We start from the raw sequence: 14,579 nt of genomic DNA on the forward strand, positions 1-14,579 counted from the left end.
AGGAGTGTAGCGGATCGCTGGCGCGTCCCGCTGTTTTGTTGTTGAACCGCGCGGGCCTGGTCAGAGGAACGGCGCTGCCCGGTACTCGGTGATCTCGACCTCGGCCCAGACCTCTTCGCGGATATAGGGCTCGTCCTTGAGGAGGGCGTCCAGCGCCTCTCGGCTTGCAGCTTGATAGAGAACGACTGAGCCAGTCATGGCACCGGCCTCGTCGAGCAGAGCGCCAGCGTGGATGAGCGTGCCTTCGGCGTGGAGCTTCTCCGCCAGGGCGAGATGGGCGTCGCGGGCCCTCGCCCGGCGTTCCGGCTCATTCGCGTGGTCGCGGCCGATGACGAGGAAGTGGGGCATGGGGTGGGTCCTTGCTGCTCTGTCATTCCGGGGCGCTCGAAAGAGCGGGCCCGGAACCCCTAGATGGCACAGTTCCGCGTCCCGGTTCCACTCCGTGGCCGCGGGATGACAGGACCAATGCTCCGTGTAGGGCGGAACGCCGAAGGCTTTCCGCCGTGCGGTGCCGGGAAGAGAGCACGTGCAGATAGGACGAAGGCGGATGGCTCCGCAATCCGCCCTACGGTATGGATTAGACTTTTCCAAGACTATCCCATGTCCAACCGAGGCGACGGCGTTCGATCAACTCGGCTTCGAAGATTAGAAATTCGCTCCCCAGCCCTTTCTGATGCTTAGAATACAGATCTGAATACTTGAATTCGTGTGATCCAGACCAGGTGTCACCGTCAGAATAGATCCAGACGGCGAAGCCTTCCACCTCGATATCGTTCTCGTTCCACATCGCAGAGCTGTGCTCAGAGGCACGATCGGAATACGCAAGGTGTCCACAGAGACGGTTCCGGATCTCTCGCACTTCTCGAACCAACGGGTTGCCTAGCGGATCACAGTCCATTCTCAGTGAATGGCACATTCCCTTCAAGCAATCGGATTGGACATACATTGCGTGAAGAAAGCCGAAGAGCTCGAACAGATTTGGCTTCTCTCGTCTTTTTCGTGCTTCAAAAAAGCGCTGAAATCCCTCTCCCGTATCAGCGAGTGTGTCGAGCGCGCCGTTAAACCTCGCCCATGCCCTCTGCCCAACATCATCGGCCGGCCACTTTTCCAATTGTAGCAAAGGAAAGAGCGGCCCTGTCGAGCCGCTCCCGTTCTGATAAGCATTTCGAACTCTATGACGGACCTGCCCGATCAGATCGAGTTCTTGAGGCCAATCACTGGCAAGCCAAGCACTCGTCATAGTCCGTCTTCTCGATGACGAACCCGTCCGTGGATGCCGCTTCCTTCTCCTTGCCACCGGCATAGGCCGTGCGCTGAACGCTTTGGCTGCGGCAGTAGTAGAGGGACTTCACGCCCTTCTCCCATGCGGTCCAGTGGAGCATGTGGAGGTCCCACTTGTCGACGTCGCCCGGGAGGAAGATGTTGATCGACTGGGACTGGCAGATGAAGGGCGCGCGGTCGGCGGCGAGTTCGATGACCCAGCGCTGATCGAGCTCGAACGCCGTCTTGAAGACGTCCTTTTCGTCCTGGGTCAGACCATCGAGGTGCTGGACCGAGCCGCCATGCTCGAGGATCGAGGCCCAGGTGTCGTCGTCGTTCATGCCCTTCTTCTCGAGGAGTTTCTCGAGGGCCTTGTTCTTCACCGCGAAGCTGCCCGAGAGGGTCTTGTGGGTGTAGTAGTTGGTCGGGATCGGCTCGACACAGGCGCTCGTGCCGCCGCAGATGATCGAGATCGACGCGGTCGGCGCGATGGCAAGTTTGTGGCTGAAGCGCTGCATGATGCCGCGCTCTTCGGCGTCGAGGCACGGGCCTTTCTCGTGGGCGAGCTTGACCGAAGCCTGGTCCGCACGCTGACGGATATGCTTGAACAGGCGCATGTTCCACGACTTGGCCATGGCGCTTTCGAACGGGATGTTCTTGTTCTGCAGCATGGAGTGAAAGCCCATGAGACCGAGGCCGACGCTGCGCTCTCTTTGTGCGGAGTATTTCGCCTTGGCCATGTCGTCCGGCGCGCGCTGGATGAAGTCTTCGAGCACATTGTCGAGGAAGCGCATGACATCCTCGATGAAGAGCTCGTCGTCCTTCCACTCGTCATAGGTTTCGGCGTTGAGCGAGCTGAGGCAACAGACCGCCGTGCGGTCGTTGCCAAGGTGGTCCTTGCCGGTGTGAAGCATGATCTCCGCACACAGATTGGACGTCGAGACCTTGAGGCCGAGCTCCTTCTGGTGCTTCGGCATGGCGCGGTTCACGGTGTCGGAGAAGATGAGATAGGGTTCACCGGTCTGCAGGCGGATCTCGAGGATCTTCTGCCACAGCTCGCGGGCATCGACCTTCTTCATCACTTCGCCGGTTTTCGGCGATTTGAGGGCGAAGGAACGGCCGTCGCGCACCGCATCCATGAAGTCGTCGGTGATGTTGATACCGTGGTGCAGGTTTAGCGAACGGCGGTTGAAGTCGCCTGACGGCTTGCGGATCTCGAGGAACTCTTCGATCTCCGGGTGGTGGACGTCGAGGTAGCAGGCGGCCGAGCCGCGGCGGAGCGAACCCTGCGAAATCGCGAGGGTCAGCGAGTCCATGACGCGGATGAACGGGATGATGCCCGAGGTCTGGCCGGAGCCTTTCACCTTCTCACCGATCGAGCGGACATTGCCCCAATAGGTGCCGATGCCGCCGCCATTCGAGGCGAGCCAGACGTTTTCGTTCCAGGTGCCGACAATGGCTTCGAGGCTGTCATCGACATTGTTGAGGAAGCACGAGATGGGCAGGCCCCGCTTGGCGCCGCCATTGGAGAGAACGGGCGTCGCCGGCATGAACCACAGCCGGGAAATGTAGTCGTAGATCCGCTGCGCATGCTCGTGGTCGTCGGCATAGGCATTCGCGACCCGGGCGAACATGTCCTGGTAGGACTCCCCTTCGAGCAGGTAGCGGTCGTCCATGGTCTTCTTGCCGAAATCGGTGAGAAGAGCGTCGCGCGAGGGATCGGTGACGATCTGCGGCACGACCTTGAGGTCGGGCTTACTGGCGGGTTTCGCCTCAGGCGCGGCCTTGTTCAGCTCGGCGGCAGCGTTTTCCGTCAGACTCATGGCGTTCCCTCTCACTCTCGCAGGCTTTGGCTGGGCCCTTTAGCGGACACCACATCTTGGGGTCCTCGCCGCCAAAAAGGCTACAACTAGTTTTCAAGACGACTCGCGAGCACCGGTCAACAAGACAATTTTAGCGGGCGTTCACGCACCGTTTACAGAATCCGTGAGGGCGCTAGGCATGTCTCTCACGTCCTGTCTGGATAGTTGACCCTAAAAGGAACAAAAATGGAACGTCTAGTTTTCCTCACCACCGCAGTCTCTGCCCTCGCGCTGGCCGCGTGCGGAGGTGGTGAGAATGCCGCCGACGCCACGAGCGGCAACACGACCGAAGCGACGATCGAAGCGCCGGGCGCTTTCTCCACATCGCTGCCGGAAGAGACCGGTCCAGGGTTCCTGGCAACCTTCGCCGAACTGCCCGACACGACCACGTCGAGCACCGGCCTCGTCATGCAGACCTTCGAAGAGGGGACGGGCGCATCGCCGGACGATGACGACCTGGTCCGAATTCATTTTGTCGCACGTGTCGCAGGCAACCAAGAGCCTTTCGAGTCGACCTATGAAAACGGCGCGCCGGTCATCGCAGTGCCGGCACAGACCCTTCCGGGCTGGGCCGAGGCGCTGAAGATGATGAAGGAAGGTGGCAAGGCCAGGATCGCCGTGCCGCCGGAGCTGGCCTTCGGAGCGCAAGGCATGCCGGGCGGCCCGGTCGGCCCCAACGCGATCACCGTCTATGATATCGAGCTTCTCGAAGTCATCCCGTCGGATGACGAAGCGGCCCTCAACGCCCTTGCCGAAGAAGCCGAGGCCAAGGCCAAGGAATATGCCGAGGAAGCCCAGCGCCAGCAGAGCCTCGCCCAGCAACAGGTGCAGGCGATCGCTTCGGTGAACGCGGCCCGCGGCAACATCTTCGTCAACGACCAGGCCGCGCGCCCCGAAACGTCGGTGACGCCATCGGGCCTCGTCTACGAGGTCGTCACCGACGCCCCTGAAGGCGCAACGCCGAAGATGGGCGACCAGGTGACCGTGCATTACCGGGGCACCCTGCCCGACGGTACGGAGTTCGACAGCTCCCACTCCCGCGGCCAACCGGCGACCTTTACGCTTGGCGAGGTGATCCAGGGCTGGAACGAGGGCCTGCAGTTGATGAATGTCGGCGATACCTACCGCTTCTACATTCCGGCGAACCTTGCCTATGGCCAGCGGGGCGCAGGCGACGTGATCGGCCCGAACCAGGCGCTGGTCTTCGAGGTCGAGCTTCTCGACGTCACCCCGGCCCAGCCTGCCGAAACCGAGGAGTAAGCGGGATGCGTCTGTTTGCGTACGGAGGCTTGGCCCTTGTCCTTGCCGCTTGCGGCGGTGAACCGGAGGCCGTTGAGCCTCCGCGCGAGCCGACACGGGAGGAGATCGCCCGCGCCGAGGCCTTCCTCGCAACACAGACGCCCCTGCCTCCGGGGTGGTCTTTCGAGACCATACCGTTCGAAGGCGATGCTTTCCTCCGTGTGGGGATGGCCTCGCCCGAGAAACCGAGGGCGACGATCCTTTTCGTGCCCGGCTACACGTCGAGCCCGGAGCTGGCTTCGGACTTCCTCGCGCGCTGGTACGACCTCGGTTTCGAGGTCGCCAGCGTCGACCTGCCCGGCCAGGGCGGCTCGGTGCGCCGCGAGGACGACTACCAGAAAACCTATACGGGCGATTTCGGCTTCTATGGGCGTTCCGTAGACGCGGCCACCGCTTACGTGGCCTCGAAAAGGCGGTCGGACGGGCCGCTGATTGTCGCGGGGGACAGCTTCGGCGGCCACTCTCTCCTCCGCGCTGCTGCCGATGGCGGGCTTGAAGAGGCCGACGGCCTCCTGCCGATCGTCCCGGCGGTGGAGCCGGTGCTCGAAGCGCCGAAATGGCTGGTGAAGTTCTTCGTCGGCCGGGACGTGCGTGCGGGTCGCGGCGCGGAGTACCTGCCGGGGGCCGGTCGCTGGTCGCCCGATGCGTGGAAAGAGTTCAACTGGGAATATTGCGGCGACCGCGAGGACCGCAACTTCAAGAACACGGCGATCCAGATCCTGCGCCCCGAAATGCGGGTGGGCGGAGCATCGAAGGAATGGGGCCTCGGCATGGTCCGCTCAGGCGAGCAGATGCTGAAGGACCCGGATCTCAAGGCGTGGTCCAAGCCGGTCCAGATGGTCACCGCGGGCAAGGATGTCATCGTCAGGAACGAGGCGGCCGAGCGGCTCTGCGAACGCGGCATGAAGAGCTGCGAGCTGACCCGCATCGAAGAAGCGACGCACTGCGTCTATCTCGAGGACGATCCGACCCAGGAGAAAGTGCACGCCGCCCTTCTCCATCTCCTCAGCCGGATCGAAGAAGCCTCCTAGCGCTGAAGCTCGGCGGCGTTTTACAGATACCGCGCGGACAGGGCGCGGGCCATCGGCACCATGGGAAGGTCGAAGATTGCCGCCAGGGCGCGGTCATGCCCTTCGGCATCGCCGCTCATCCGGACGAGCATGCCGAAGACATCGGCGGCCGAGAAAAGCGTCGCGGCAAAAAACACGGCGCCCGCCTCACGCAGCCCGCCTCCGATCAGCACAACGCCCGCAACCATCGCGATCGTGGGACCGAACAACGAAATCCAGACAGCGCACACTGTCGCAAGCGACACGCGGGTGTCAGTGAAAAGACGCATCAGAAGCGGATTGTCCACGATCTGTCCCAGCAGGCTCACCGTTCCGTGAACTTGCGATGGGTCTCTCGAAGAGGCAAGCCGGATGTGCCGTTTGCGGGATGAGTTTTGGGTCATCCTGATGAGGAGCGTTCATGACGGATTTCGACGGCCTGAAGGCCCTGTTCATCAACACCACGCTCAAGCGCTCGCCAGAGCCGTCCCATACCGAACGCCTGATGCGGAACTCCATTGCGATCATGGAGGCCAATGGCGTCGAGGCAGAACTCCTCCGCGCGGTGGATCACCCGATCGCTTTCGGCGTCCAGCCCGACATGCGGAACGAGGGCTGGGCCGAAGATGCCTGGCCGGAAGTTTTCTGGCCGAAGGTGAAAGCCGCGGACATCCTGGTGATCGGCACGCCCCTATGGCTGGGCGAGGAGAGCTCGGTCTGCCGCGTCATCATCGAGCGTCTCTATTCTCAGTCGGGCCAGCGCAACGACAAGGGGCAGTATATCTATTATGGCAAGGTCGGCGGCTGCGTCGTCACGGGCAACGAGGACGGCGTGAAGCATGCATCGATGAGCCTGCTCTACGCGCTCCAGCATATCGGCTATGTCATTCCTCCGCAGGCGGACTGCGGCTGGATCGGCGAGGTTGGCCCAGGCAAGAGCTACGGCGATGACGGCGCGGGGCTGGACAACGAGTTCACCCGGCGCAACACCACCTTCATGACATGGAACCTGATGCACCTCGCCAGGATGCTGAAGGACCAGGGCGGCATTCCCCGGAAGGGGAACGATGTCGAGGCATGGAATCGCGGCGAGCGGTTCGACCATCCGCCCATCCCGAAGGTGAAACGGCGGTTCAGTGCGGGGTTCAGGAAGAGGACATGACGAAGACGGATCAACTGAAAAAGGCTCTGGATGAGCGCATCCTCATCCTCGACGGCGGCGCCGGCACGATGATCCAGGCGCACAAGCTGTCCGAAGCCGATTATCGCGGCGAACGGTTCGCGGACTGGAAACAGGACGTGCAGGGGAATAACGACCTCCTGCAACTGACCCGGCCGGACGTGATCCGCGGCATGCACGAGGCCTATCTCGATGCGGGCGCGGACATTATCGAGACCAACACGTTCAGCTCGACAACCATCGCGCAGGCCGACTATGGCATGGAAGCCTTTGCGCGGGAGATGAATGTCGTCGGTGCGCAGCTCGCGCGGGAAGCGGCGGATGCCGCAGAGAAGAAGGATGGCCGCCCGCGCTGGGTCGCCGGCGCGATCGGCCCGACCAATCGGACGGCTTCGATCAGCCCCGATGTCAATGATCCGGGCGCGCGCAATGTCACGTTTGACGAGCTGGCGGAAGCTTACCGCGAGGCGGCGGACGGCCTGATCGAAGGCGGCGTCGATATGCTCCTGATCGAGACGATCTTCGACACGCTGAACGCCAAGGCGGCACTCTACGGGATCGGTGAACTGTTCGACGCACGCGGCGAAGAGTTACCCATCATGCTTTCCGCCACGATCACCGACCAGTCGGGCCGGACGCTCAGCGGGCAGACGGCGACCGCGTTCTACCATTCGATCCGCCATGCGAAACCTCTGTCAGTCGGCCTCAACTGCGCCCTCGGGCCAGACCTGATGCGCCAATATGTGGATGAGCTGTCCGGGGTCGCTGAGACCTATGTGTCTGCCTATCCCAATGCTGGCCTGCCCAATGCCTTCGGTGAGTATGACGAGACGCCCGAGAGCATGGCGGCCCACATCAAGGAGTGGGCAGAAAGCGGCATGCTGAACATCGTCGGCGGCTGCTGCGGCACGACCCCTGCCCATATCGCCGCTTTTGCCGAGGCGGTGAAGGGGGTCCCGCCAAGAAAAGTGCCCGAAAGCGACGGCGCGATGAAGCTATCGGGCCTCGAGCCCTTCACCTTGGCGGGCTGAGCGGCCCCTTGACGGGCGCGCTTGCTCCCGGTTGTCCCACCTTATCCTCCGTAGGCTGATCAGGCGCTGTTGAGGGTCTTGAGGCGCTCTTCCCAGGCGATGGCGGTTCTTGCCATCTCTTCGAGCGTGTCGTGCTTCGGCTTCCAGCCGGGCAGCGTTTTCTTGATTTTCTCGTTGTTGGAGACGAGGACCGGTGCATCGCCCGGACGGCGACCTGTTTCGCGGGCGTCGATCGAGCCGCCGGTGACTTTCTCCACGGCCTCGATCACTTCGCGTACGGTGGAACCGCGGCCATAACCGCAGTTCATGGTCACCTGTCCGCCTGCTGAAAGAACGTGCTTGAGCGTCTCGACATGAGCGGCAGCGAGATCACTGACATGGATATAGTCGCGAATGCAGGTGCCATCGCGGGTGTCGTAATCAGTGCCGTAGATCTCGATGTGGTCACGCTTGCCCGTGGCGACCTGGCTTGCGATCTTGAGGAGGTGGGTCGCGTTGGGCGTCGATTGCCCCACCCTGCCCCTGGGATCTGCACCGGCGACGTTGAAGTAGCGAAGGATGCCCGCCTGCAGTCCGTGGGCGAAGCCGACATCGCGGATCATCGCCTCGGTCATCAGCTTTGATTGTCCATAGGGGGACAGCGGCATTTTCAGGGCGTCTTCGGCGAGCGGCTTGCCTTCGGGATCGGGCGCGTAGACCGCTGCGGTCGAGCTGAAGAGGATCGTCGAGACCCCGGCGTCCACCATCTCGGCGATGAGGCCCAGGGAAGTGACCGTGTTTTCCTGGTAATATTTGATCGGGTTCTCGACGGATTCAGGGACCACGATCCGCCCGGCGAAGTGCATCACCGCCTCGGGTTTCTCGTCGGCGAAAACCTTCTTCAGGAGGGCGCGGTCAGCAACATCGCCCCTGATAAACCGGGCCTGCGGCGGGATCGCATGCTCCACCCCGGTGGAGAGATCGTCGAGAATCACAAGCTCGAACCCGTCGTCGAGACACGCATAGGCTGTGTGACTGCCGATATAGCCCGCACCGCCGGTGATAAGAATTTTAGTGGTCACGGAAAGTTCTCGCGAATCATTCTTTGGTTAAGGATGCTTGTGTGGCGTCCCTTTTTGGTTCAACCTTTTTACGAACATTTTGGGGCGAATCACGACGAAGTTGGCAGGTCGTACAGGAAGAATGGGGCACATGACGAGCTTAGCAAGTCAACATGGTTTCAACGGCGATGGCCGACGTGTCCGTCTCACCAAGAACGACAGGCTTGTGCTTTCAGCCCTCGAAGAGGCGGACGCTCCGCTCAAGGCCTATGATCTTCTCGAGCGCCTGAAGGCCCAGGGCATCGGCGCGCCGATGACGGTATACCGGGCACTGGATCGCCTGCAGAAACAAGGCCTTGTGCACAAGCTCGACGGCCTCGGCGCCTTCATGGTCTGCAAGCACGGCGAGCCCCACGAGGTCGAGACCTTCCTCATCTGCCGCCAATGCGACAGCGTCGAGGAAATCAAGGACGTCGCCGAAAGCCTGCACCAGCTGGCCCACCACGCCACCGACGCCTTCGATTTCAAGGCAGGATTGATCCGCGTTGAAATCCGCGGCCTCTGCAAGGATTGCAACTAACAGGCGAACGACCGGCCTTCGGGCTCAGAGGCGTTCTTCCACGAAACTTTTTATCCACAGCGCGATGTCGCCGCGGTCCGAACCGTTGCGCAGCGAAGCCTGACCAAAGGCCACCCTGTCCTTCGGGATCCGGTCGCTCCTCAGACCGAGGAGCGCCGATGCATAGTCGTGCCGGAACTCCGGATGCATCTGGAACGTCAAAACGGGCAGTGCCTCATGCTGCAGGACACCATTCGGGCAGAAAGGCGAGCCCGCGATCCGGCGCATGCCCTGGGGGAGGCTCACCACCTGGTCCTGATGGCTAACGGCGCAGGAAAAGCGGGCCGGGCTGTCTGCCCATGGCGGGGTTTCAAGAACCTCGTAGGTGTGCACGCCAACGCCCCAGCCCGCAGGTGACTTCTCGACCTTCGCGCCAAAAGCCTGGGCGATGAGCTGGTGCCCGAAGCAGATCCCGATCACGGGCCTGTGCGCGGCAGCCCAGGACCGGATCGAGTCTTCGAGCGGAGCAATGAACTCATGCGGCTCATAAGCCCCGGCGGGAGAGCCGGTGACGAGCAGCGCCGCGCCTTTCTCTGGCGGGGGAACTCGCTTTCCTGTGGTGACGTCGACCGTCTCCGTTTCAAAGGAGGCGCCCGCCTCGGCGAACATCGTCTCGAACATCAGGGGATAGCTCGGCCAGCGCTGCGGCAGCTCTGCCGGAGGGTGCCCTGTTTCCGCGATCACCAGTTTCATCGCTTGCGCCCTTTCCTTCCCCCATGTTCATTGCCGTGAACCGGAGGATCTGTCGATGACCGAGCATGTGGTTGTAGAGAAGCGCGACGGCATTTTGCACGCGCGCCTCAACCGTCCCGAAAAGAAAAACGCCATGACCGAAGCGATGTACGCCCGTCTGGCCGAGTGTTTCCGTGAGGCGGACTCCGATAGCGAGGTCCGTGTGCTGCTGTTGTCGGGCGAAGGAGATAGCTTCACTTCGGGCAACGACCTGTCGACCTTTGCAGCCGTGGCAGCGATGAAGATGGACAAGAATGCGCGGCCTGCGGTCCTCGACCTCATCCAGGCGGGGATTGAGTCGACGACACCCGTGGTCGCCGCCGTCGAAGGATGGTGCGTGGGCATCGGGGCAACGATGATGCTGCATACGGATTTCATCTACGCAGGCGAGGACGCCAAGTTCCATATGCCGTTCACGTCCCTTGGCGCGGTGCCGGAGGCTGGTGCATCACGGCTCCTGCCGCGCCGGTTCGGGCGCCAGCGGGCGGCGGAGATGCTGATCCTGTCTGAGGTGATCTCTGCGGAGAAGGCCCATCGTTGGGGCCTCATCACCGATGTCACGGAGAATGGCGCCGCCTATGCCATGGCCAAGCAGACAGCGGAGCGGATCTGCGAATTGCCGCCAGAGTCCGTGCGCGAGACCAAGGCGCTGATGCGCGAGGACCTCGAGGATATCCTTCCGCACACGGTCTACGAGCTCGAGAAATTCGCCGAGCGGCTGGTCTCGGAGGAGATGCAACAGCTCGTGGCGAAGCGGATGGCCGCGAAGAAATAGAGGCTATTCGAGGCGGAACGTGGCGCTGACGGTGACGCGCATGTCCTGCTCGCCGGCCTCGATGACCGGGGCGGCCTGCTCCATCGCCATATCGGCCTGCATGCGCATCATCGGTGCTTGCGGACGGTAGCCGCCACCCGTGGTGGAAATGGTGAGCACCTCGCCAAGCGCAGCGCCTGCGGCGTCTGCCATGTCGGAGGCCTTTCGGCGGGCGTCTTGGACAGCGGCGATGCGGGCCTGGTCTTGCAGGGCCTTGGGGTCATCAAAGCCAAGGCGGAAGCTGTCGAGGCCGTTGGCCCCGGCCCTGACCGCAGCATCGATGACCTCTCCCGCGCTCTCGATATCCCGTAGGCGGACAGTCAGGCTATTTGTCGCTTCATAGGCGACGATCCGTGTGCGATCCTGAAACCCGCGCTCGGGATCGCGGCCATAGACCGGGGAGAGGCTGACCTGACCGGTCTGGCGGTCGCGGGCTTCGACACCTTCTTCCTTGATAGCGCTCAGCACGCTGTTCATCTGGCGGCTGGCAGCCGCGAAGGCGTCGCCGGCCGTCGCGGCCCTGCTGCTGACCGAAAAGGAAAGGATCGCAAGATCCGGTACGGCCGAGACGCTGCCCTCCCCCGTCACGGAAATCGATCGGAGCTCACGTACCGGCTGGATAATCGTGTCGTCCGTACACGCGGCGGTGGTGGCAAGGATTGCGGAGGCGGCAGCCAGGGTCCGGATCATGCCTCCCGGTTTAGACTCTGGTCCATTTCTTCGCCAGCGGCCTGTGCACATTTGCCCACAGGAACAGCAGGCACGCCCGCCACGGTGCAGAACGGCTTGACCGGCTCGAGCACGACCGAGCCGGAAGCGACCTTCGCACCGTCGCCGATTTCGATATTGCCGAGGACCTTGGCGCCCGCGCCGATCAGCACACCCTTGCCAAGCTTGGGGTGACGGTCATGCTTCTCCTTGCCCGTTCCGCCGAGGGTAACACCGTGGAGGAGCGAGCAATTGTCGCCGATGGACGCTGTCTCGCCGATGACGATGCCCGTGGCGTGGTCGAAAAAGAGGCCCCGGCCGAGCTTCGCCGCCGGGTGGGCGTCGACCTGGTAGAGCTCGGACATGCGCGACTGGAGATAGAGGGCCAGCGCCTCGCGCCCCTGTTTCCACAGCCAGTGGCCGATACGCTGGGACTGGATCGCCTGGTAGCCCTTGAAGTGGAGGAATGGCTGCGCCGTCGAGCGGGTGGCCGGGTCGCGGTCGACATAGGCCTGGATGTCCGCCAGCGCAGCCGTGACGATGCCAGGATCATCGGCAAAGGCGTCTTCGGCGACCTCCCGCCAGAGCATGGCGTTCATTTCGCTGTCGGAAAGCTTCTGCGCCAACCGGTAGCTGAGCGCGGATTTGAAATCGCGATGGTTGAGGATCGTCGCCGAAAGGAAGCTCGCGAGGATCGGCTCCTGCGCGGCATCCGTGGCCGCCTCGACGCGCATGCGCGACCAGACATTGTCGACAGTGGCGAGGTTCGGCGCCTCACGGGCCACGCTATTCGGCATCAATCGTCTCCCGCCCGGACCTGGCCGAGCTGATCCAAGATGAGGGCACGGGGCTCCTCCGGCAACTCCCCGCTGAGCGCTTTCGTCACTGCAGTCAGGCAAAGAAGCTGGGTCAGGGCGTCATCGACCCGGCCTGCATGGATATCCGCGAGAAGGTCGGCGAAGGTTACTCTTTTGTATTGAAACACTTCATCGGGCTCCGGCGCCGCTTCGCCCTGGGTCAGGTCCCAGGCGAGGAAGAGATGCGCCCGCTCGTCGCTGACGGAGTTGGAGAGGTCCGCCTGGCCGTATTCGTGCCAGTGGGCGGCGGTGCACCCGGTTTCTTCCCGGAGCTCGCGCCTGGCGCTGTCGATGGGAGGCAGGCCACGGGGGCCGCCCCCTTCCGGCAACTCCCAGGTCATGCGGCCGAGAGGAAAGCGGAACTGCCCGACCAAGGGGACTGTGCCATCGGCGAAGAGCGGCAGGATACCGATCGCAAGGTTCTTGTAGCTGACGAGACCATAGATGCCGCCCGAGCCATCGGGGCGCTCGACCTCGTGGTGGGTCACCTGGATCCATGGGTTGTCATAGGCTTCGGTCTCCGACCGGATGCGCCAGGGGCCGTGCTTCTTCATGTCTGTCGCCTTGTCATACGGGACCCGTGAAGCCGGTGCTGGCCCGGCCTCTTCGGGGCCTGCACCGGGATGACGGCAGCGGTCAAGCAGCCGGGATGACGCCGCGGGAAAACCGCGCTAGCGGCCGGCGATGGACAAGCTCTTCATCATCATGGTCGGCGGTTATCCCGAAGGCGCCCATGTCGAGGTGCATGACATCCGCTTCGCCATCGGTCGCGAGCTCCGCGACTGCTTCCCGAAGATCAAGGCCGAGTGGTGGGGCGGGCAGGATCGCCTGCACCTTGATGCTTGGGGTGCGCTTGAATGGGCCGACGGGCATGATGTCGTCATCTCCCGCGAACGGCCCGAGGGCGCGGGCGAGATGCAGCTCTTCTTCGTCAATCTCGGCGGCTACCGCGAAGACTATTTCGGTGAACTGCACGAGAACGTCTTCGTGGTCGCCGCGAACCGGAACGAGGCAAAGGTCCGGGCACTGAAGATGGCGAGGGGATGGATCTCACCGCATCGCGACACCCTCTTCGACGTCGAGGCACTGGTGAATGTTGGCGAGGCTGCGGACACGAAGATATGGCTTGTTCCGAATACGGAAGAGAAACCCTTCCGTTTCGAAGCGCGATACCTGCCGAAGCTCGACTAGTCCACCTTCCGCACGGGAACCGGCATCTGGCAGAGGTCCACATGGCCTGGGCGGAAATAGAAGAAATCCGACGGCCTTGCTTTGCGCGCAGCGACAAGCTCCGCAAAGGTTTCCGAGCGGTCGTCCATGACCTGCCATCGGGGCCCCTCTCCTTCCGGCATATCGGCGGCGATGGTGAAGCCGCTGATAGTCAACCGGTCAGGAAAGATCTCGGGCCTGGCCTCCTCCCCATCGAAGACATAGCCGCGAGGTGCCGCCTGAGCGACGCCGATGCCGTCAATGACCTTGCCCACAACGGTGAGGTTGCGATCGAGATAGCGCTGTGGCTGGAGAGTGATATAAAACTCCGTAGACGCCGTGTCCTTCTCGACATCGCGGGCAAAGGCGAAGGCGCCCGTGCAGTGCGCCAGCCAGGCAGTGCCCTCTTCGGGATCGCGTCCCGCCGGGATTCCCTCGATGAAGCCGACATCGGGGGCATAGCCATCGACCACGTCGAGCACGGTGAACTCGGCGCCTTCGGGCAGCTCCTCCTCGAACTCCGCAGGCAGACTGATCGCGCCGCCGTGTTCTTTCTCTTCGGTGAAGTCACCGCCCTGCGCAACGAAACCTTCGATGACGCGATAGAAACTCAGCCCGTCATAGAATCCTTCGCGGGCAAGGGTGCGGACCTGCCGCACATGGTTCTTCGCAAGGACGGACGACAGGAGCACCGTGATCGGACCGTTCGGGGTTTCGATGACGAGGATGTCTTCCGGATCCGCCTCGCGCCAGGCCGTATCCGGGGCCGAGGCCATGATCTCCGCAACCGGGCGGGGGGTGTCATCGGCGGCGGCTAGGGCGAGTTCGAACATGGAGCCTCCTCATGGGTTGTGCAGTGTGTACCCGGATGGCCGGGGATCGCCAAACTTTCAGCAGCCCGATAGCAGCCACCCTTCTT

Annotated in this window: 16 protein-coding genes and 1 pseudogene; 7 read left to right on the plus strand and 10 right to left on the minus strand. The window is 62.8% G+C overall.

The features are described from left to right. Positions 1 to 60: 60 nt before the first annotated feature. The 3 genes from IE053_RS09570 to IE053_RS09580 all read right to left on the minus strand — a co-directional run bounded on the left by IE053_RS09570 (position 61) and on the right by IE053_RS09580 (position 3,083). Positions 61 to 348, minus strand: coding sequence for a YciI family protein (locus IE053_RS09570; protein WP_189575347.1), 288 nt, complete (start codon positions 346 to 348; stop codon positions 61 to 63). A gap of 229 nt (positions 349 to 577) precedes the next feature. Further along, on the minus strand, positions 578 to 1,240 hold the full coding sequence (locus IE053_RS09575; protein WP_189575349.1) for a hypothetical protein: 663 nt from the start codon (positions 1,238 to 1,240) through the stop codon (positions 578 to 580). Then, positions 1,215 to 3,083 carry a ribonucleoside-diphosphate reductase subunit alpha gene (locus IE053_RS09580; protein ID WP_189575351.1) on the minus strand — a complete coding sequence of 623 codons (1,869 nt, stop codon included), beginning with the start codon at positions 3,081 to 3,083 and terminating at the stop codon, positions 1,215 to 1,217. The genes IE053_RS09575 and IE053_RS09580 overlap by 26 nt, the downstream gene beginning before the upstream one ends. 225 nt (positions 3,084 to 3,308) lie before the next feature. On the opposite strand from IE053_RS09580, the gene bamJ reads away from it, so the two are divergent. Together bamJ and IE053_RS09590 are read left to right on the plus strand one after the other, a co-directional pair. Next, positions 3,309 to 4,382 (plus strand): BamJ family beta-barrel-assembly machinery protein, encoded by a 1,074-nt coding sequence (bamJ, locus tag IE053_RS14450; RefSeq protein WP_229786167.1) that lies wholly within the window; start codon positions 3,309 to 3,311, stop codon positions 4,380 to 4,382. A gap of 5 nt (positions 4,383 to 4,387) precedes the next feature. After that, positions 4,388 to 5,452, plus strand: coding sequence for an alpha/beta hydrolase (locus IE053_RS09590; protein WP_189575353.1), 1,065 nt, complete (start codon positions 4,388 to 4,390; stop codon positions 5,450 to 5,452). A 20-nt stretch (positions 5,453 to 5,472) separates the two neighbouring features. Here the strand turns inward: IE053_RS09590 and IE053_RS09595 are convergent, their stop codons facing one another. Beyond that, positions 5,473 to 5,760: a hypothetical protein gene (locus IE053_RS09595; protein WP_189575355.1), complete on the minus strand. Its 288-nt coding sequence runs from the start codon at positions 5,758 to 5,760 to the stop codon at positions 5,473 to 5,475. Positions 5,761 to 5,891: 131 nt separating this feature from the next. Here IE053_RS09595 and IE053_RS09600 point away from each other — a divergent pair, with 131 nt between their 5' ends. Continuing rightward, the gene (locus IE053_RS09600) at positions 5,892 to 6,632 is read left to right on the plus strand and encodes a flavodoxin family protein (protein ID WP_229786168.1); all 741 of its coding nucleotides are present in this window, start codon (positions 5,892 to 5,894) and stop codon (positions 6,630 to 6,632) included. Further along, positions 6,629 to 7,672, plus strand: a pseudogene (locus tag IE053_RS09605) (homocysteine S-methyltransferase family protein); the annotation flags it as partial. The gene IE053_RS09600 and the pseudogene IE053_RS09605, both read left to right, overlap by 4 nt. 68 nt (positions 7,673 to 7,740) lie before the next feature. Here the strand turns inward: IE053_RS09605 and galE are convergent. Further along, the gene (gene galE / locus IE053_RS09610) at positions 7,741 to 8,742 is read right to left on the minus strand and encodes a UDP-glucose 4-epimerase GalE (protein ID WP_189575364.1); all 1,002 of its coding nucleotides are present in this window, start codon (positions 8,740 to 8,742) and stop codon (positions 7,741 to 7,743) included. Between the two features lie 130 nt (positions 8,743 to 8,872). Between galE and IE053_RS09615 the strand changes: the two genes are divergently transcribed. After that, positions 8,873 to 9,301, plus strand: coding sequence for a Fur family transcriptional regulator (locus tag IE053_RS09615; protein ID WP_189575366.1), 429 nt, complete (start codon positions 8,873 to 8,875; stop codon positions 9,299 to 9,301). Positions 9,302 to 9,325: 24 nt separating this feature from the next. On the opposite strand, the gene IE053_RS09620 is transcribed toward IE053_RS09615, so the two are convergent. Next, the gene (locus IE053_RS09620) at positions 9,326 to 10,033 is read right to left on the minus strand and encodes a glutamine amidotransferase-related protein (protein WP_189575367.1); all 708 of its coding nucleotides are present in this window, start codon (positions 10,031 to 10,033) and stop codon (positions 9,326 to 9,328) included. 55 nt (positions 10,034 to 10,088) lie between these two features. On the opposite strand from IE053_RS09620, the gene IE053_RS09625 reads away from it, so the two are divergent. Further along, a complete protein-coding gene (locus IE053_RS09625; RefSeq protein ID WP_189575369.1) occupies positions 10,089 to 10,847 on the plus strand; it encodes an enoyl-CoA hydratase/isomerase family protein in 759 nt (252 codons plus the stop codon). A 3-nt stretch (positions 10,848 to 10,850) separates the two neighbouring features. On the opposite strand, the gene IE053_RS09630 is transcribed toward IE053_RS09625, so the two are convergent. The 3 genes from IE053_RS09630 to IE053_RS09640 are packed head-to-tail and all read right to left on the minus strand — an operon-like array spanning position 10,851 to position 13,005. Next, on the minus strand, positions 10,851 to 11,576 hold the full coding sequence (locus tag IE053_RS09630) for an SIMPL domain-containing protein (protein ID WP_189575376.1): 726 nt from the start codon (positions 11,574 to 11,576) through the stop codon (positions 10,851 to 10,853). Further along, positions 11,573 to 12,391 (minus strand): serine O-acetyltransferase, encoded by an 819-nt coding sequence (cysE, locus tag IE053_RS09635; RefSeq protein ID WP_189575377.1) that lies wholly within the window; start codon positions 12,389 to 12,391, stop codon positions 11,573 to 11,575. Before cysE ends, IE053_RS09630 begins: the two co-directional genes overlap by 4 nt. Further along, positions 12,391 to 13,005 (minus strand): NUDIX domain-containing protein, encoded by a 615-nt coding sequence (locus tag IE053_RS09640; RefSeq protein ID WP_189575379.1) that lies wholly within the window; start codon positions 13,003 to 13,005, stop codon positions 12,391 to 12,393. The genes cysE and IE053_RS09640 overlap by 1 nt, the downstream gene beginning before the upstream one ends. Positions 13,006 to 13,135: 130 nt before the next feature. On the opposite strand from IE053_RS09640, the gene IE053_RS09645 reads away from it, so the two are divergent. Further along, positions 13,136 to 13,642, plus strand: a complete 507-nt coding sequence (locus IE053_RS09645) for a DUF1543 domain-containing protein (protein WP_189575381.1) — start codon at positions 13,136 to 13,138, stop codon at positions 13,640 to 13,642. On the opposite strand, the gene IE053_RS09650 is transcribed toward IE053_RS09645, so the two are convergent. Beyond that, positions 13,639 to 14,493: a peptidylprolyl isomerase gene (locus IE053_RS09650; RefSeq protein ID WP_189575383.1), complete on the minus strand. Its 855-nt coding sequence runs from the start codon at positions 14,491 to 14,493 to the stop codon at positions 13,639 to 13,641. The two genes, IE053_RS09645 and IE053_RS09650, sit on opposite strands and share 4 nt — an antisense overlap. Positions 14,494 to 14,579: the final 86 nt, after the last annotated feature.

The organism is Parvularcula lutaonensis, from assembly GCF_014651915.1.
Taxonomy (GTDB): Bacteria; Pseudomonadota; Alphaproteobacteria; order Caulobacterales; family Parvularculaceae; genus Parvularcula; species Parvularcula lutaonensis.